This window comes from Akkermansia sp., from assembly GCF_020860705.1.
In the GTDB taxonomy this organism is placed as follows: domain Bacteria; phylum Verrucomicrobiota; class Verrucomicrobiia; order Verrucomicrobiales; family Akkermansiaceae; genus Akkermansia.
Map to the genome: position 1 here is coordinate 85,420 of NZ_JAJBTT010000019.1, position 17,459 is coordinate 102,878.

Annotated in this window: 14 protein-coding genes; 5 read left to right on the top strand and 9 right to left on the bottom strand. The window is 58.4% G+C overall.

Features of this window, described 5'->3' with window-relative positions; genetic code table 11:
• Positions 1 to 29: 29 nt before the first annotated feature.
• Genes LIO64_RS04160 through LIO64_RS04170 form a run of 3 tightly spaced genes read right to left on the bottom strand, consistent with a single transcriptional unit; the run spans position 30 to position 2,649 of the window.
• Positions 30 to 821: an ABC transporter permease gene (locus LIO64_RS04160; protein ID WP_290548188.1), complete on the bottom strand. Its 792-nt coding sequence runs from the start codon at positions 819 to 821 to the stop codon at positions 30 to 32.
• Positions 818 to 1,606, bottom strand: coding sequence for an ABC transporter ATP-binding protein (locus LIO64_RS04165; RefSeq protein ID WP_290548189.1), 789 nt, complete (start codon positions 1,604 to 1,606; stop codon positions 818 to 820). Before LIO64_RS04165 ends, LIO64_RS04160 begins: the two co-directional genes overlap by 4 nt.
• Positions 1,603 to 2,649 carry an ABC transporter substrate-binding protein gene (locus LIO64_RS04170; RefSeq protein WP_290548190.1) on the bottom strand — a complete coding sequence of 349 codons (1,047 nt, stop codon included), beginning with the start codon at positions 2,647 to 2,649 and terminating at the stop codon, positions 1,603 to 1,605. Before LIO64_RS04170 ends, LIO64_RS04165 begins: the two co-directional genes overlap by 4 nt.
• Before the next feature lie 162 nt (positions 2,650 to 2,811).
• Between LIO64_RS04170 and LIO64_RS04175 the strand changes: the two genes are divergently transcribed.
• Positions 2,812 to 3,522 (top strand): hypothetical protein, encoded by a 711-nt coding sequence (locus LIO64_RS04175; RefSeq protein ID WP_290548191.1) that lies wholly within the window; start codon positions 2,812 to 2,814, stop codon positions 3,520 to 3,522.
• Positions 3,523 to 3,643: 121 nt separating this feature from the next.
• On the opposite strand, the gene LIO64_RS04180 is transcribed toward LIO64_RS04175, so the two are convergent.
• From LIO64_RS04180 to LIO64_RS04195, 4 genes are all read right to left on the bottom strand, one after another.
• Positions 3,644 to 6,643, bottom strand: coding sequence for a beta-N-acetylglucosaminidase domain-containing protein (locus LIO64_RS04180; protein ID WP_290548192.1), 3,000 nt, complete (start codon positions 6,641 to 6,643; stop codon positions 3,644 to 3,646).
• A 214-nt stretch (positions 6,644 to 6,857) separates the two neighbouring features.
• Complete coding sequence (locus LIO64_RS04185; RefSeq protein WP_290548193.1) at positions 6,858 to 7,364, bottom strand: HAD family hydrolase; 507 nt, start codon at positions 7,362 to 7,364, stop codon at positions 6,858 to 6,860.
• The gene (gene gmhA, locus LIO64_RS04190) at positions 7,354 to 7,923 is read right to left on the bottom strand and encodes a D-sedoheptulose 7-phosphate isomerase (protein WP_290548194.1); all 570 of its coding nucleotides are present in this window, start codon (positions 7,921 to 7,923) and stop codon (positions 7,354 to 7,356) included. The genes LIO64_RS04185 and gmhA overlap by 11 nt, the downstream gene beginning before the upstream one ends.
• Positions 7,920 to 9,410, bottom strand: coding sequence for a bifunctional heptose 7-phosphate kinase/heptose 1-phosphate adenyltransferase (locus LIO64_RS04195; protein ID WP_290548195.1), 1,491 nt, complete (start codon positions 9,408 to 9,410; stop codon positions 7,920 to 7,922). The genes gmhA and LIO64_RS04195 overlap by 4 nt, the downstream gene beginning before the upstream one ends.
• 229 nt (positions 9,411 to 9,639) lie before the next feature.
• On the opposite strand from LIO64_RS04195, the gene rpsU reads away from it, so the two are divergent.
• The 3 genes from rpsU to LIO64_RS04210 all read left to right on the top strand — a co-directional run bounded on the left by rpsU (position 9,640) and on the right by LIO64_RS04210 (position 12,366).
• Positions 9,640 to 9,891, top strand: a complete 252-nt coding sequence (rpsU, locus tag LIO64_RS04200) for a 30S ribosomal protein S21 (RefSeq protein WP_290548196.1) — start codon at positions 9,640 to 9,642, stop codon at positions 9,889 to 9,891.
• 82 nt (positions 9,892 to 9,973) lie between these two features.
• Entirely contained in the window at positions 9,974 to 11,254 is a 1,281-nt protein-coding gene (hemL, locus tag LIO64_RS04205) for a glutamate-1-semialdehyde 2,1-aminomutase (protein ID WP_290548197.1), read from the top strand.
• A 50-nt stretch (positions 11,255 to 11,304) separates the two neighbouring features.
• Positions 11,305 to 12,366: a hypothetical protein gene (locus LIO64_RS04210; protein WP_290548198.1), complete on the top strand. Its 1,062-nt coding sequence runs from the start codon at positions 11,305 to 11,307 to the stop codon at positions 12,364 to 12,366.
• Between the two features lie 221 nt (positions 12,367 to 12,587).
• On the opposite strand, the gene LIO64_RS04215 is transcribed toward LIO64_RS04210, so the two are convergent.
• The gene (locus LIO64_RS04215; RefSeq protein WP_290548199.1) at positions 12,588 to 14,351 is read right to left on the bottom strand and encodes an MFS transporter; all 1,764 of its coding nucleotides are present in this window, start codon (positions 14,349 to 14,351) and stop codon (positions 12,588 to 12,590) included.
• A gap of 248 nt (positions 14,352 to 14,599) precedes the next feature.
• Positions 14,600 to 16,120, bottom strand: a complete 1,521-nt coding sequence (locus LIO64_RS04220; RefSeq protein WP_290548200.1) for a HEAT repeat domain-containing protein — start codon at positions 16,118 to 16,120, stop codon at positions 14,600 to 14,602.
• Positions 16,121 to 16,644: 524 nt separating this feature from the next.
• Between LIO64_RS04220 and LIO64_RS04225 the strand changes: the two genes are divergently transcribed.
• The coding region (locus tag LIO64_RS04225; protein WP_290548201.1) for a glutamate--tRNA ligase family protein at positions 16,645 to 17,459 on the top strand (815 nt) is incomplete at its 3' end.

A 17,459-nucleotide genomic window follows, 5' to 3' on the forward strand; every position in this document is an offset into this window, starting at 1 on the left:
GGGCTTTTTAGCCCGGCAGGGAACGCTCCTCAGGCCTGCCCTGTCCCCCAGCGGCGGTGCAGGAACCGTTCCAGCGGAGAAAACAGTATCTTGTCAGACAGCAGGCCGATCACCACGATCACGAACATGATGCCCACCACCTGGTTCATCGCGTTCAATTCCCGGCCGAAATGCAGAAGCTGCCCCAGGCCAAAGCCGGTCAGGATGGGAACGAAAATTTCCGCCGCCATCAGGGAGCGCCATGCAAAGGCCCACCCCTGCTTCATGCCGCTCACCACAAACGGAGCGGAAGCGGGAAGCGTCACGTGAATCAGGCAGTAAATGGGGCCTGCGCCCATGGTGCGCGCCGCGCGGGAATAAATGGGCGGCACATTCCGCATGCCGTTGGCTGTCGCCAGAATCACGGACCACAGCGTCCCCATGATCACCACAAAAAGCATGGCCCCCTCCGTCTGGCCGAACCACAGGGTAGCCAGCGGAACCCAGCACACGCTGGGCAGGGCCTGAAACCCCAGGGAAACGAGGCCCAGGGTATTCTGCACCAGCTGGAAACGGGAACACAGCATACCGAGGGGAATGCCCATCACCAGCCCTATTCCATACCCCATTACCAGCCTCTTCACGGTAATCCAGGAGGCTTCCTCCAGAGTCCCGTCCATGAAGGAAGAACGCAAATACTCCCACACTTCCAGAGGGGAAGGGAACAGATAGGGCTTCCAGACCTTCTGGTCGCTCAAATACTGCCACACCCAGATCACAAAGATGAAAAATACGAGCGAGCACGCATGGGACGCCCATTTGGACCACTTGTTCCTGTTCATGCCTGGGCTCCTTTCAAATCACGGGTGATGCGGGATGCCAGCTCCGCCAAATCTCGGCTGTTGATATCCCTGGGATGGGGCAGGTCCACAAAATATTCCTCACGGACACGGCCCGGAGGCGGTGTAAACAGCACCACGCGGTCCCCCAGGCACACCGCCTCACGCATATTGTGCGTGACGAAAATGATTGTCATGCCGCAGCGGAGATGAATATCCTGAATATCATGGTAAAGCTGTTCGCGGGTCATGGCGTCCAGCGCGGCAAAAGGCTCGTCCATCAGCAGGATGCGCGGGCTGGTAGCCAGGGCGCGGGCAAGCGCCACGCGCTGCTTCATCCCGCCGGAAAGCTCATGAATATGGGAATGCGCGCACTCCTTCAGCCCCACCAGCTCCAAATTCTTCTCCGCAATGGCCAGGCGGTCCCCCCGCGTCAAGCCGGGCGTCAGCTTCAGGCCGAACATCACATTCCCCATCACGTCCAGCCACGGGAACAGGGCGGACTCCTGAAACATCACGGTGCGGTCCCGGCCGGGGCCTGTCACGGGCTCTCCGTCCAGCTCCACCGTCCCGGAAGAGGGAAACTCCAGCCCGGCGATGATGTTCAGCAGGGAAGTCTTTCCACAGCCGCTGGCCCCCACCAGGCAGACAAACTCGCCCCCCCTGATATTCAAATTGATTCCCTCCAGGGCCACCACCTTTCCGCGCCGACCTTCAAACACCTTGCCTACGCCGGCAATGCGGAGCTTGCACCCTCCGGGTCCGCAATGTTCTTCACCCGCAATCATCTCCCGGCTGCCTCCTTCGTCATGGTCAACTGTTCTTCCGCCGCCTCAGGAACCACCAGGCCAGTCACGTCCGGAACCTGTTTCATGAACCCGGCCTGATAGGCGTCCTGCACAAACTGCCGGAGCTTGGGAATGGAAATCCTGTCCTTCATGACAATGCTCTTCCAGGCCTCCGCAATCAGCGCCGGATCTATGTCGGAATGGGTAAGCTCCTCCAGCTCACTGACCACAATCGCCCGGGCCTCCTCCGGATGCTGCCGTATCCATTCATTCAACTCTTCATGCGCCTGAACCAGGGCCTTCGCCACCTCCGGCTTCTCCCTGAGAAACCCGGCTCCGCACGCCAGCACGGTAGCGATGGACTCCCGCTCATCCACCAGCACCCTGCCCCCGGCCGTCATCACCAGGCGGCTCACCCACGGTTCCACCGTCCATACGCCGTCCAGACGGCCCTGGCGGAAGAGGCTCAACTGCTCCGGATTGGGAGTCGGCAGAATCTTCACGTCCCCGCCACGCTGCGTCACATGCAACCCGCCGCGGGAAAACCAGGCGCGGGCGGAAACATCCTGTGTATTGCCCAGCTGGGGAGTAGCAATCACCCTGCCGCGGAAATCCGCAGGCTCCTTCAGGGAGGAATCCTTCGGAACCACCAGGGCGGCTCCTCCTTCCACGGCTCCGGCAATCAGCCTGATATCCTCTCCGCGGGAACGCACAAACGCATTGATGGCCGGGCTGGGCCCCACGTAAGTCAACTCAATGGACCGGGCAAACAGAGCCTCCATGGCGCTGGGTCCCGCATTATACACATACCAGTTGATCCTGACGTCCTTTCCGGTGGCCTTCTTCAGGCGTTCTTCAAACCATCCCTTCCCCTCCCGTGAAAAATGATGGGCCACCAGCCCCTGCACGTGCGTCACGTTGGGAAAATGGCCGAAGTTCAATTCAATGACATTCGGATCCTCCTTCTTCCTGTCCCCGCAGGAAACAGCCAGCAGGCAGAAAAACAGGGCCGGAAACATCGTCAGCAATCTGGAATGGAACATGAACGCAAGGAATGGGTTAGTAGGGCACAGCCATTGTTCTGCACCCTTTCAGGCATCGACTAGCAGAACGAGCCGCCTGCGGCAAGAAGCCCATGGCGACAACTTTGTCACAATGTGGACAGCAGGAATGTCCATTTTGTTGAAAAACAACTCCCACTCCGGATGAAACCGGGCTTTATTGACAACCCCGCCTGTTCCCGTTACAAAAAAGCGCCATTCCCCCACGTCATGCCATTCCCCGCCCATCAACCGCATTCCGGCGCGTGGCTGGGCCTTCCTCCAGATGAAGAACGCCCGGTGAGCCGCGCCGTCAGATACCGCTGCATTTTTCTGATGCTCCTGTATTGGGCCCTCCTTTCCGCCATCCCGCAGGGCGTTTCCCGCCAGGCTGAAATAGGAACCGACCTCCCGGCCTGGATGGGAGCGCTGGAACTGACTCCTTTCCTGCTGGTCCCCGCGTTCCTGTTCCTGGCGGTGCATACGGGCGCCCAATGGAGGTACCTGATGACCGCCGTCTATGCGGGGCTACTCCTGAACCTGCTGATGAACCTGGCACTTCCTGCAGGAGCCATGTGGGGGGACCTCCCCGCCGCGAACCCCTACGGCACACTTGTCTGGCCAGGCGGAGACCACCGGGAATGGCTTGTCACGCTGCCCCGCTTCTCCCGGCTATGGGCTCTCGTCATCTATGTTTTTCTCTCCGGCAGCGGGGCCTCCCCCCTCCTGCGCCTGCTGTCCCTGGCATGGTGGTTTCTGCTGTGCGTGGCCCCCGTCAACACGGGAATGGTGGGGTATGCAGACATCCTGGGGCCTCTGGTCATCATGGCTCTCATCCTCGGCTGCCTGCACCTGGCGGACAAACGCGCTTCCTGACGCCCGGCTCCGGCAGAACAGGGAGGAAAAAGACGGGGAGGCCATTCCACGGAGGAAACAGCCGCCCCGGCGTCAATGAAAGAACCGATAGGGAGAAGCCTTCCTCCCTCTCCGGAACCCGTTACTTCCAGATCACTTCAAAAATATTCACGGAGTTCCCCTTCTTCCCGGTCAGGCCAAGGGCCTTCACCGGCTTCTTGACGGACTTCAGGCTGAACGTATTCACCTTCTTTCCCTTGGCCAGATTGCCCACGGGCACCCACCGTCCGTCGGCCCCGCAGGCCAGTACGGAAGCTTCCTTTCCGTCCGACAGGACGATGGCGGTATTCGCGCGGGGGGAATCGCAGGGAATCTCTACCTTCTCCGGAGACAATTCCACCGGAAGGAACGTAGCCAGATTGAAATCTCCGGCCGCGCCGTTATCCGCCGACTTCCCTCCCTTGTTGGCAAGATTCAGCTTGAACTCCTCCAGAGTTACCTCCTGCGGGGAGGCCCCGGCGTTCACCAGCCTGATCCCCTTGATCACGCCGCCAATCTCCGCGTAACCGTCCGCTTTCAGCGGAACCTCCGTCCAGGACTTTCCGTCCATGGAAATGTACAACTTGGCCCACTTCATGTCCGGCGTCTTCAAATTGACGGAGGCGGATTCCACGGACGCTCCGGCCGGAATCTGAAGACCCAGGGACTTCTTCGGCGGCAGGGGATGCACCTCCATGATGCGCTTCAGGGAAATATCCTTCTCTCCGGCTTCCACCACGGCGCTCTTGAACGCGGGAGCATCCGTCAGCACGGAAGGCGCGGCGGGAGCATTCACCTTGAACTCCCGGATGGCCGTCCACACGTCGGACTTTCCTCCGGGAACACCCTGCACGGTGGCGCGGTAGCGGACAAAGCGGCCCTTCTTGCCGCTGCCCTGGTACTGCACATGAAGTCCGCTGGACTCCGGCATCAGGGACGACCAGGACTGCCCGTCCATGGACACCTCCAGCTGGCCCTTGTTCACGGCATCCGTATCGGAATCATTGCGGCCCATGATAATGGAAACGGTGCGGATCTCCCGCGGAGCACCCAGGTCCACGCCAAAAAAGTCACCCTTCTTCTGGACTTCCTTGCAGTAATAATAGGACTCGGGATCGTCATCCAGCATCTTTTCAATACCTGTTTTCTGCTTCGTGGAAACATACGGCTTCACCCGGCCCACGGACTGCCCGCTCACGCGGGAAAGCACGGCGGTGGACCCCAGGTCCAGCAGTTCACGCACGGCGGGGGCCATCACCAGTTCGGACGGCTTGACGGCGGTCTGCCACGGAGAATTCTTCTTGGTCACCTCCGTCACGTGCTTGTTGATGGCCTTGCTGATCTCCTTGCTGTAACGCTGCATCTCGGCAAGCAGGCAGGCGGCCTCCATAGCGTAATTCAGCGCTCCGGAGGCATTCCCCGCCTCCGTGGCCTCAATCATCTGCATGCTGTTCACCCCGGCTTTCCCCAGGGACTCGAACTGAATGAGCCACGGCTCCACTTCCGCAATGAACGCGGGATTATTCGACTTCGCCCGGATGATGTCCGGAGCCTGGGCCATCTTCGCAAACTCGGCCTTCAGGAGGCCAAACGCCTTGCTTTCCGAAACCTTAGCGCCACGGCGGCACAACTCCATCACCTGTTCCACCACGGGGGCGATCTCCACGGACTCCTCCTTGCGGTAATTGTGCCCGCTGGGTCCGCCGTCGCTGTTGTGGTTGGCAAACGTCTGCATGGCGGCGGCGCAGCCGGGGAACAGAATGCGGATGCTGTCCTTCCATGACTTGTCCGAATCATAGGCCTTGGCATTCCAGGTCATGTTCGCCACGCTGAACAGGGAAATCTTGGAGGCCTCCGGCTTGTCCATCGGATTGGAGGCAAAACCCTGCATGAACGGCATGGCGTCCGCATCCACGCCATAGGTGCGCCCCAGGAACAGGGCGTGGCGCACGTAATCCGTCACCGGGAAATTCCACCAGATGAACGCCGGCCTCTGCAAATACTTGTTGATCCCCTTCAAGGCAGCAGTCCGTATATCGCTCACAATGGCGGAGCCTGTCCACATGATGCCGATGTCCTTGTCCAGATGTTCCCCCATCACCTCATGGTAACGGCCTCCGCCGCCTGCATACGCCGTGGGGCACACAATCAGGGGGGTCACGTCCGGCTTCTTGTGGATAAACTCCTTATTCAGGTAGTTCAGAAACTCCACCTGACCTTCCGGCTTGGCACCTTCCCCGCCGATGTCGTCAAAAAACACGGCAAAGGAGCGGAACCCCAGGTCATACATCATCTCAAACTTCTTCACGGCGGCCTTGCGGTCCGCCTCTCCCCAGTGAATATCCGCGCCAGGGTGCACGGCCCAGACGAAATTCACCTTGTTCTGCTTGGCGACCTTCACCAGCTCCTTCAGATCCTTCGCCATATCCGCGGGATACGGCTCGCGCCAGCGCTTGGAAAAACCGTGGAACACGTCGTCCTTCGGGCCGTAGATGTAAGTATTCATCTTATACTTCCCGTAGAACTTGAACTGGCTGATGCGTCCTTCCTGCCCCCAAGGCAGGCCATAAAAACCTTCAATGGTGCCGCGGAGGGGAACGTCGGGCCAGTCCAGCACCTCCACCACCGGCACCGTCACGCCGGAAGGCGTTTTCTCCGCCAGCTGGAGCAGCGTCTGGGCCGCGTAAAACAGGCCTTCGTCGTCATACCCCGTCATCCGGATGCCCTGGGGCGTTACGCTCAGGGAATAGGCGCCGGCCTTCTGCGGGATATTCCCGGCGCTCTTCTTGCTCCCCTTGATGATGGACATCTGCACGGGCAGGCCATTCGGGGTAATGGAAAACATGCTCTTCAGCGCATTTACGGTAGGCTCATCCCGGACTCCGGACAATTTCAGAGCCGGAACCGTCACGGAACCGCCGCTCCGGGTCATCTTCTGCGGGATGGGATACACCGGCATCGTGGCCGTCTTTTTGGCCCGCGAGGCCGCAGGCACAGAAGAAGAAGAAGAAGAAGGGGAAGCAGACTGGGAGAACACCGGAAGAGCGAGGCCGGCCCCCAGTGCCGTGACCGCCATCATGGATCGTAAGGAAATCAGGTTCATATGTTCAAAAGTAAAAAGCCGGTACAGGGCAAGTCCGTGAAATTACGGACTAATCGCACCACTTCTAGCAGGGAGCTTCCCGTATGTCAAATTACTTCGCCCCGGCAGGGAAAGCTATCCATCGTGACGGATATGCCATGAAAACAGGCAGTTGTTCCTGCAGGCACGGCCAGCCTCTGCCCGGCCACCCTTCACCGCGGAACCATTACCGGCCTTACAACCACGCCGCCACTTCATTTAACGTCCCGACACGGGCAGTAGCGCAAGTCGGCGCCTCCTCAGGGGAAAACAAAAAATTCCGTCCCACCCCGGCGGAAAGGGCTGCCTGAATATCCCGCTCCCGGTCACCCACGGAAACGCAGGCTGCCATATCCAGCCCATGCACGGCCGCCGCTTTCAAAAACAGGCCGGGATTCGGCTTCCGGTCGGGATGCCCGTCATCCACGCTGGGGCAGTGGAACACGTCCGCAATCTCCGCCCCGGCAGCGTGGAACACGCTCTTCATGTGATCCGTCAGCCGTGAAAAATCCTCTTCCGTAAACATGCCGCGGCCTATGCCGGACTGGTTGGTCACCACGATCACCAGATACCCCTTTTCCTTCGCCTGGCGGCAAAGATCCAGAACACCGGGCACCAGTTGAAAATCCTCAATGCGGTGCACATACCCACCGTCCACATTGACCACGCCGTCACGGTCCAGAAACAGCGCTTTACCGTCCATACATCTCCTGCTCAATCAGCTCGCAAACCAGATGGCCCACCGCAATGTGCATCTCCTGGATGTTGTTCGTGGCTTCGGAGGGAACGGCAATGCAGAAATCCGCCAGGGCTTTCATCTCCCCGCCGCCCCGGCCTGTCAAGGCCACGGTCCGGACGCCCATCCGGCGCGCCAGCTCCATCGCCCGGACAATATTCCGGCTGTTGCCGCTTGTGGAAAGCCCCACCAGCAGGTCTCCGGGATGTCCCACCCCCTCCAGCTGCCTGGAAAACACCGTCTCATACCCGTAATCGTTCCCCACGGCGGTAAGAATGGAAGTATCCACCGTCAGGGCCAGCGCATTCATGGCGGGGCGGTTCAGCTTGTAGCGGCCCACCAGTTCGGCAGCCAGGTGCTGGGCATCCGCGGCTGACCCGCCGTTGCCGCAGAACATGATCTTATTCCCGGCCTTGAGGGTATCCGTACAAACGCGCGCGACCTGTTCAATATCCCCGGCCATGGCGGCAAGAGCCTTGAAATTGTCCGCTATCCCTAAAATCTGATTCCTGACGTACTCGCTCATGCCGGACTGTTCTTCATGCGGTTGATGATATTGGTGGAGGAAAAACCCTCCAGGCGGGGCAGCTCCAGGGCGCGCCCTCCGTAAGACTCCACGTACTGGCCCTCCGGCCAGCGTTCCAGGGGATAACCCTCCTTGGCGATCACGTCCGGACGCAGCTTCTCGATCAGCGGCAGGGCCGTATCCTCGTCAAACAGCACCACGTAATCGATAAAATCCAGGGAAGCCAGCAGCAGGGAACGCATCTCCTCATGATTGATCGGCCTGTCCTCCCCTTTCAGGCGCCTGATGGAGGCATCCGTATTCAGCCCCACAAAAAGGACGTCGCATGCTTCCCGCGCCTTCATGAAGGAATGCAGGTGCCCCAGGTGCAGCAAATCAAAACAACCGTTCGTAAATCCCACCACCTTCTTCTCCCGGCGGAAACGTTCCGCCAGCTCCGCCGCCGCCTCCGCCGTCAGAATATTGTTCCGGTGATGCCAGGAGGAAGCCTTCAGGTCCTTCTCCTCCAGCGCCTTCTTCAGCTCCGGCCCGGTCACGCTGGCCGTTCCGAACTTGCCCACCACGATTCCGGCGGCAACGTTGGACACCACCAGGGCCTCCGGCACCGTGGCCCCGGCAGCCAATGCCGCCCCCAGGCTGGCCAAGGAGGTATCCCCGGCGCCGGACACGTCAAACACCTCGCGGGCTTCCGTAGGAATGCAGACAAAATCGGAAGGGCGGGAGGAAGGAATAAAAATCATGCCGTGCTCGCTCAGGGTAATGAGCAAATTTTCAATGCCGAACTCCGTGAACAGCCGCTGCGCCCCTTCCATGGCGGCCTGTTCCCAGCCCGGTTCGGAAGGGTTCAGCTCTACGCCGGTCGCCTCCTGGAACTCCTTCATATTCGGCTTCACCAGCGTAGCGCCCTTGTAGCGGGAATAATCTGCCCCCTTCGGGTCCACGATCACGGACTTGCCTGCCGCACGGCACCGGGCGATCACGGCGGGAGTGGTTTCCCCGTCAAACAGGCCTTTCCCGTAATCGGACAAAAGAACAAGGTCCGCCTCCGGCAGGCAGGCGTCCACCCGTTCCAGAAAACGGGAGGCCAGCTCCGGAACCATCCGCAGCGGCTGTTCCTGGTCCGCCCTCAGCAAATGATGCTTGCCCGCTACAAAACGGATCTTCACGGTCGTCTCATACCCTTCGCACTCCACCAGCTGCGGAATGCAGCACGTTTCTTCCAGAAACCGCTTCACCTGCCGTCCATGGCCGTCATTCCCCACCACGCTGACAAAGGAAGTACGGCACCCCAGCGCGCACAGGTTGGACACCACGTTGCCGGCACCCCCCAGCATGCGCGTTTCCCGGTCCATCTTCATGATGGGGACCGGAGCCTCCGGGGAAATCCGGCTGACGCTGCCGTACAGGAATTTGTCCAGCATCACGTCCCCGATGCAGAGAATCCGCACCTGGGGAAATCCGTCAATCAATGTATGCAGCCGGTTCATGGGAGACGTTCCTTTCTATCATGCCCCATACGGTAAGGCAAGGACAGTTGAAGCCCGCTCCGGCGCCGGAAAACCGCGCCGTGCAGGAGCCCTCTCCCGTTCCGGACGCCGGAACCCTTCCTTCAGGGGCAAAAAATGGGTCAGCCATGATAAAAATCTTGACCTGTAAGCAGGAAAGCACTACGTATTGTCTCCCGTTCCCGGACGAATAGAAAAAGGAAAACAAATCATGCGTGAAGTTACCGTAAGAAAAGGTGAACCTATCGACCGCGCTCTCAAGCGCCTTAAAACCAAGCTGGATGTTGAAGGCATCCTGGATGAAATGCGCCGCCGCCGCGCCTTTGAAACCCCGATGGATGAACGCCGCCGCAAGGCCCGTTCCGCCAGCAAGCGCAACAAGGTAAAATGGCGCTACAGCAACAAGAGCGAAGAAGCCGCTCCCGAAACCACTGAAACTCCCGTTTCCGCTCCTGAAGTTTAAATCAGTATTGGTTCGGGAATAGAACCCATTTCAATGAGGGCAACCCTTTCTCAAGGTTTGCCCTTTTTGCTTCCCTCATCATATGAATCAATCCGCCCAGCTCTTCTCCCGCGCGCGCGCCGTCATCCCCGGCGGCGTCAACTCCCCCGTCAGGGCCTTCCGCAATGTGGACGGAGACCCCTTTTTTGTCCAATCCGCCAAAGGCGCCTACATCACGGATGCGGACGGGCGCCAGCTCATTGACTACATCGGCACCTGGGGACCGGCCATTCTGGGCCACGCCCCGCAGCCCGTCCTGGACGCTGTGCATGCCGCCGTGGACAGAGGACTGGGCTACGGCATTCCCGCCCCGGCGGAAGTGGACATGGCGGAAATGATCACGGGCATGGTGCCCTCCGTGGAAAAAGTGCGCATGGTCAACTCAGGTACGGAAGCAACCATGTCCGCCATCAGGCTGGCCCGCGGCTACACCGGACGCCGCAAAATCATCAAATTCATCGGCTGCTACCACGGCCATGTGGACTCCCTGCTGGTGGCGGCGGGCTCCGGGGCGCTCACCTTCGGGGAACCGGACAGCGCCGGAGTGCCCAGAGAAATGACCCAGCTCACCATCACGGTTCCCTACAACGACCAGGAGGCGGTCAAAAAAGCTTTTGAACTCCATGGGAACGACATTGCGGCCGTCATCCTGGAACCCTTTCCGGCCAATGCCGGGCTTTACTTCCCGCAGAACGGCTTCCTTCACTTCCTCCGGGAAATCACGCTCCGGTACGATTCCCTCCTCATCTTTGACGAAGTCATGACGGGATTCCGCGTCGCGCCCGGAGGCGTGCAGCAGCTTTACGGCATCACGCCGGACCTCACCTGCATGGGTAAGGTCATCGGCGGCGGCCTTCCCGTGGGCGCCTTTGGTGGCAGGGCTGAAATCATGGACTGCCTCTCTCCCCTTGGCCCCGTCTACCAGGCGGGCACTCTCTCCGGCAATCCCGTCGCCATGGCGGCTGGGCTGGCCCAGCTCCGGGAACTCCTGAACGGAAACGCCTATGACCGGCTGGAACAGCTTGGCGCGCGGCTGGAGGAAGGCATCCGTGAGGCCCTCCGGAAGCACGGCAGGAACTACACCTTCCACCGCGCGGGCTCCATGTTCTGCCTCTTCTTCACGGAAAAGGAAGTCTATGACCTGGACTCCGCGCAACAAGCCTCCAAGGAACTCTTCAAGCCGTTTTTCTGGAACATGCTGGAACAGGGCGTCTACTTCGCCCCCTCCCCGTATGAAACGGGCTTCATCTCCACGGCGCACACGGAAGAAGACATTGACCGTACGGTGGAAGCCGTCCGCGTCAGCCTCTCCAAACTGGGGTAATGCCCCTGATTTGAGGTGACACGCCACTTTCCTTCCCCTATAAGGATGCCATGAGACAAATGACAGGGTCCATGCTGCTTGCGTCCGCAGCGGCCATCGTAGCCGCCCCCCTGGCGGATGCGGAGGAAAGGACGATCCAGCTGACGGAAGCGGAAAAGCAGGAAATCAAGGCGGCGAATGAAAAGTTGCTGGGCCTTACCCTCCGTTTTCTGCACGACTCCTGGCCCCTGGAAATCATGTATCCCGGAGAAGCCCAGGAAGAATTCCATTCCATCCTCCAATGCTACCAGATGCTGGAACAATTCCGGCAAAACGGCAACCTCCTGTTGCAGTCTCCCAACCGCAATACCCCGCTGCATCTCTGCATTGCGCTGGGGTTGAACCAGCTGTCCATCCGGATGATAGAAGCCGGAGCCCCCGTCAACGCCCAATCCGTCTTCATGCATGACGGCACGAAGGAGCCGGGGGATACCCCCCTTACCTGGGCCTGCCTGTCAGGCCTTTACATGAACTCCACGGCGGAAGCCAGGCTGCCGCTGGTGCAGGCCCTGCTCAAACACGGGGCCAACCCGGACCAGCCGGGACCGTGGGGCGTCACCCCGTTCATGTACTCCGCCGCCCTCAATGACTCCGACCCGGGACAGGAAAAAATAGCCCTGGCCCTGCTGGACGCCGGCTCTCCGGACCTCAAACGCAGGCTGAACGCCCAGGCGCGCGGAGTCGGGTTCCTCAGCCTTTCCCCGGCCATTTATGAACGCCTCATCAAAGCTGGCTGCGACGTCAACGAACGCTTCTTTGAAAGCAAGCAGTCCCCCCTGCACCTGATCTGCACCAAGGAAAAACCGGTGGAACGACTCATTCCCCTCATTGATCTTCTCATCAAGGCGGGAGCGGATCCCAACCAGCCGGACGTGGACGGCCTGACCCCGCTGATGGTCTGCAATTCTCCGGAAATAGCCGTTTGCCTCATGAACCACGGCGCCAATCCCTCCCTCCGCAACGACGACGGGCAGACCGCCTATGACTTCCACATGAAAAACGGGTATCCCCCCATTGCGGAAGCCATTAAAAACTGGCAGGAAGACCAGAAAAAGAAGCCCCGCACTCCCTAAAGGGGAACAGCGCCCCCCCTTCCTGACGCAGGAGCACGTCACGCTTAACATCAGAAATGCCTCCGGGCAGCGTTTAAGCAGCCCCCTGCATCCCGGTGTGAACACACCGGAAACCGAAACGGCAGACACCTTGGGCACCGGAAACGTCTTTCCGGAAAACGGCATAAAAAGACTGCCCCGCTCTCGCAGGGCAGTCATGAAGAACAGCTCAGGAACAGCTATCAGGCTTCCTGCTCGTCCTTGACCAATTCATCCGCATCCTTCGGCATCTTGCCTGTGGTGAAGTACGCTTCAATTTCCTCAAGCGTGCGGCCCTTGGTTTCAGGCAGGAAGAAGGCCGCCGTGATGAAATAGATCACCGTGAAGGCAGCCAGGGTGAAAAAGACCCCGGAATAACCCCAGGAACCGGCCCAGGGAAGGAAGACGCCCGCAATCGTGGTAGAAACGGCCTGGTTGATGAAGAGGCCGATGGACATGCCCACGGAACGGATGCGTGTGGGCATCAGTTCGGAGAGAGCCAGCCAGACGCAAACGCCGGGCCCCACGGCATAAAAGGCAATGAAGACAATGAAGAACCCGGCGACAAACCAGCCCGTCACCCGATCGGGACGCATGCCGACTTCAGCCTTGCTGATCGTCAGCTCCATATCCTTGCCGGGAGCCATGGAGGGGTCGTTCGCATTGAAAACGGAACGTCCGGACCACGGGGCGATTTTTTCAACAATGGTCGGTTCTTCCCACTGCTTCTTGTCCACGACGATCTTGTCGCCGCCTTCCTTGCCCACTTCCGCAACCACCACCTTGGTTCCGTTACCCTGCTGGTAATTCAGGATAACCTGCTTTCCGGTGTCTCCCGGAGTCATGCCCATGGAGGCCAGCGTTTCAGGGTTGCCCAAATCAATGCTGAGGGAATTGTTCTCCACCTTGATCTTGTCCATCACGGAGGTGCGTTCCCCTTCAAAGGAATAGAATGCACCGCCCACGCCCAGAAGGCCCACGATGATGCCGATGGTGCCCAGCTTGAGCAGGAACTTGCGCCCCTTCTTGTCCACCAGCGTCATGGCCACCACCGTCATGATGACGTTCGTCACCTTGATGGCGATATCCGCCACGCCGGACATGCTGTCAAGACCGGCCTGCTGGAACACTTCCACGGAATAGTTTAGCACGGAGTTAATGCCCGTGGCCTGCGTGCAGGCCAGAATGACGACGGCCAGCACAAAAGGAACGATGTACTTCTTTTGCAGCAGGGAATCCCCCTTGGAGGAGGCTTTCATTTCCGCTCGGGCTTTCTGCTCCGCTTCATCGGAAGCCTTCATTTCCTCAAGAATAGCCCGGGCCTCATGCTCGGGGTTATTGCGGCACAGGGCCTGGAAAGCCTTTTCGTCCCTGCCCCGGCGGTAAAGCCAGCGGGGGGACTCGGACAGGCGGAAAGCGCCCAGAACAAGAACAATCCCGGGAATGGAGGAAATCCAGAAAATCAGCTGCCACGCAAGGGCCTTATCTTCCACAGACACCATCGCATCCGTCGCGGCACCGAAAAAGTAGGCGACTACGGACCCGATCAAGGCAGTAAACACCAGGCCGATGGTCAGCATCAACTGGAACATGCCCGTTCCCTTGCCCCGGTCGGACGCTCCCAGACATTCCGCCAGATAAAGGGGAACTACTACGCCCAGCAGACCGCCGCTGATGCCCATCAGGATACGGCCGCCCATCAGGGCGCCCAGGCTGTCGCCGGAAAGGCAAATGACAGGAATGCTCAGCAGGAAAAGGGCGGAAGACAGGATAATCATCCATTTGCGGCCCAGCAGATCCGCCAGCCAGCCGGCAAACAGGGAGGAAAGCACGCTGCCCAGCAGCACCGCGGCAACAACCTGTGAAATATCGCCGTCGCTATAGGAAGTCGTCTGCCGGATATAAGGCAGCGCATGGGAAATAATGCCGACATCCATCCCGTACAGGAGGCCGCCCAGCCCAGCCATAAATAAAAGATATTTGGCGTAACTTTTCACCGAAGGAGGGACTTCGGCGTTAGTGGTTCCTTGGTCTGTCATAGTCCGGGCATTTTAATGAAAAGGCCTTTCTCCGCAACCAAAAAGAGGCGGTTCCCATAAAAAAACCGGCCCTTCCTCATGATTCATTTACAGTCCGGGCATCCGTCGCACCACAACCCGCCCCTTTCCGGAACTGCAAACAACCGGAAAGGGCAAAAAAGGGATCTCCCCTTTTTCTACCGGACAGCGGGAGAAGCGCCCCGGCCCAGCCTTTTTTCAATCAGATTGAGGGACAACTCCGAGCACAGGCGCAGCTCGTTATCGGCATCCCCCACAAAGGCCTTGAGAGCGGAAAGGGAAGCTTCCGAGCCTATTTCTCCCAAAATACGGGCGGCGGAACGCTTCAGCACAAAATCATCGGATTCATTCAGCACCTTGATGATGGCTGCCTCGCCCGTGGGGCCTGCGGCCTTGCACTCTTCCTCCCACTTCTGGGGATCCTTTTTCCATTCATCCAGAAGCAGAGCAAAACTCTTCTCTTCCGGACCGCGCAATAAAAACCTTACCAGGGAGGCCGGAATCTCACAGTCCGCCTTCTTCAGTTCCGTAGCCACATAATAAACCACGCGCTGGGCTTCCGCATCAGCCGGATCCGCCCATACGACGAGGGCGGAAGCCAGGGCGGTTACATATTCCGCATCACGGCCCCACGGTTCCCGGAGAAGTTCCACCAGCTTGGCGGAGACCTCATGGCGCATCTTTTCCGGATCCACGGAGGCCAGGCGCTTTGCCGCCGCAATGACCCGCCGGATATCCAGGCAGGATAATTCCTTTAAATTGGCCAGAACGAAATACTGATGGCGTTCATCCTGCAGTGCGGCGGAAGCCGGCCGCGCTTCAAACTTGTCCCGGTTCAGAATCACTTCTACAAAAAAACGCTCCTTATCCTGCAAGGTCACTTTCCCCATCTTGGAAATCACATCCACAAACTCCTTGAATGTAATAGGAGTGGGTGTAATCACAAACAAACCGCCGCCCGTACCTTTACGGTCGTAAAAAATCGGTTCATCCTCAGACTGGGCCATCCTCTTCAAATACGCCTTCACCATGTCCCGGTTGGCTGCATTCACCCCGACCACCCATACGCCAAGAACGCCCTGGTCTTCCTTCCGGTCAATGGCGACAAACAGCGGCTTCAAATCCCCTTCCCCATAATTCTGGACGGAACCGTTCTCACCCGGCAACTGCTTCAACCCGGAGCTGATAAAGCCGGAAACATCCCCGTTTTCTTCCGGATGCGCGGCGCCTTCATGACTGCCAAGCAAGGAAGGATTTACCTTGACCGGGTACACAAAAGGCAACGAAGCAACCCCCACGGCTGTCAGAAGGCCCAGTAAAATGAAAATAAACTTGTGCCTGCGGCCGGCGAAGGCCATCAACCCTCCGGAGAGACAGGCGAAAAACAGGGCAAACGACCTCTGCTGGGGTTGCTGCAGCATGGAAAGGAAGGAGGAGCTGCCCATCTCGGAAGAAGCATTGTAAAAAAGCCAGACGCAGCCGGCAACAATAAACAGGGAAGCGCAAAGGCACACCAGCTGAATCAGCCCTGTCTCAACCAAGGCGCTTTGAATAACCTCCCGGGTTTTTTGGGAGTGCTGGACGGAAATGGCCTTCTTCGCCTTGGCAAAAGGTTTCTTGGGGATCAGTTTTTCCCTGTCGCAAAGAAACTCATGGCCGCATTTGCTACAATTTACCATGGAACCCTCCGCGGAGGAAGGAACATTGATATGTCGTTTGCACTGTGGACAATTCAGATTCACCGGCACCTAATATGCATGTTTTTGATTCTTTTGCAATACCCGTCTTCAAACTTTACCTTTACCGCTCCTCCTGCATAAATTTTCATTGGATGTTCCGTTGAAACTCCTTGTCAACTGCTTTTTTATTCCAACCCTTTTTATTACTTTTATGGGACATTTTAAATTTTAAATATATCACTCACCGTCAAAAAATTCCGGAATCGCCAACCGTTCTGTGGAATCCTGAAAATAACCAACGGTAAACAGACCTTCCTTTTCCTAGCAAAATACTGGGGATTTTTAAATCCTCCTTCATAAAAAACTTACATTCCCAAACATCCCTATATATAAATTATTTAAATATTTACAACAGGAGTCTCCGGCGGAAGATAAAAAACACTCTTTAACCGTCAAGTTCCGCCCCATGTCATTCCGAGTGAACACGCTTGCAGAAGAGGGAACTTGGTAGTAGAATTTTCGCCATGTCATTGCAGCCTGCCGAACGCCGGGATTTCATCCGCGATATGATTTCTGATGACCTTGCCTCCGGCAAGCATCAGGCACCGGTAACCCGCTTCCCTCCGGAACCCAATGGGTACCTCCATATTGGACATGCCAAATCCATCTGTCTCAACTTCGGTATCGCCCAGGAATTCCCGGGCGCACGCTGCCACCTGCGTTTTGACGATACCAACCCCAGCAAGGAAGACCAGGAATATGTGGACAGCATTCAGGAAGACATCCGCTGGCTGGGCTTTGACTGGGGGGAAAATCTTTTCTTTGCCAGCAATATGTTCGGCTTCTTTTACGAATGCGCCATAGCCCTCATCAACAAGGGCCTGGCCTACGTGGACGAACAGACAGTGGAAGAAATACGTGCCCAGCGCGGCAACGTGAACGTGCCCGGACAGGAATCCCCCTACCGCAACCGTTCCGTGGCGGAAAACCTGGAACGCTTCCAGGCCATGAAAAACGGGGAAATACCGGAAGGTAAAGCCATTCTCCGTGCCAAGATAGACATGGCCTCCAGCAACATGAACATGCGGGACCCCGTACTGTACCGCATCATGTTTGCGGAACACCACAACACGGGCAATACATGGTGCATCTATCCCATGTACGACTTCGCCCATCCGCTGGAAGACGCCTATGAGCACATCACCCACTCCCTCTGCACGCTGGAATTTGAAAACCACCGCCCCCTGTACGACTGGGTGATTGAAAACTGCCCCGTGCCCGCCCGCCCGCGCCCGAAGGGATTAGCCCGCCGCAACCGCCCCTGCCCGGTGATGCGCGA

Coding starts and splice junctions, on each gene's coding strand:
- hemL (WP_290548197.1), top strand. CDS start 9,974: ATGAATCAATCCGCCCAGCTCTTCTCCCGCGCGCGCGCCGTCATCCCC.
- LIO64_RS04185 (WP_290548193.1), bottom strand. CDS start 7,364: ATGGACGGTAAAGCGCTGTTTCTGGACCGTGACGGCGTGGTCAATGTG.
- gmhA (WP_290548194.1), bottom strand. CDS start 7,923: ATGAGCGAGTACGTCAGGAATCAGATTTTAGGGATAGCGGACAATTTC.
- LIO64_RS04195 (WP_290548195.1), bottom strand. CDS start 9,410: ATGAACCGGCTGCATACATTGATTGACGGATTTCCCCAGGTGCGGATT.
- LIO64_RS04215 (WP_290548199.1), bottom strand. CDS start 14,351: ATGGCTGGGCTGGGCGGCCTCCTGTACGGGATGGATGTCGGCATTATT.
- LIO64_RS04210 (WP_290548198.1), top strand. CDS start 11,305: ATGAGACAAATGACAGGGTCCATGCTGCTTGCGTCCGCAGCGGCCATC.
- LIO64_RS04180 (WP_290548192.1), bottom strand. CDS start 6,643: ATGAACCTGATTTCCTTACGATCCATGATGGCGGTCACGGCACTGGGG.
- rpsU (WP_290548196.1), top strand. CDS start 9,640: ATGCGTGAAGTTACCGTAAGAAAAGGTGAACCTATCGACCGCGCTCTC.
- LIO64_RS04175 (WP_290548191.1), top strand. CDS start 2,812: ATGAAACCGGGCTTTATTGACAACCCCGCCTGTTCCCGTTACAAAAAA.
- LIO64_RS04165 (WP_290548189.1), bottom strand. CDS start 1,606: ATGATTGCGGGTGAAGAACATTGCGGACCCGGAGGGTGCAAGCTCCGC.
- LIO64_RS04160 (WP_290548188.1), bottom strand. CDS start 821: ATGAACAGGAACAAGTGGTCCAAATGGGCGTCCCATGCGTGCTCGCTC.
- LIO64_RS04220 (WP_290548200.1), bottom strand. CDS start 16,120: ATGGTAAATTGTAGCAAATGCGGCCATGAGTTTCTTTGCGACAGGGAA.
- LIO64_RS04170 (WP_290548190.1), bottom strand. CDS start 2,649: ATGTTCCATTCCAGATTGCTGACGATGTTTCCGGCCCTGTTTTTCTGC.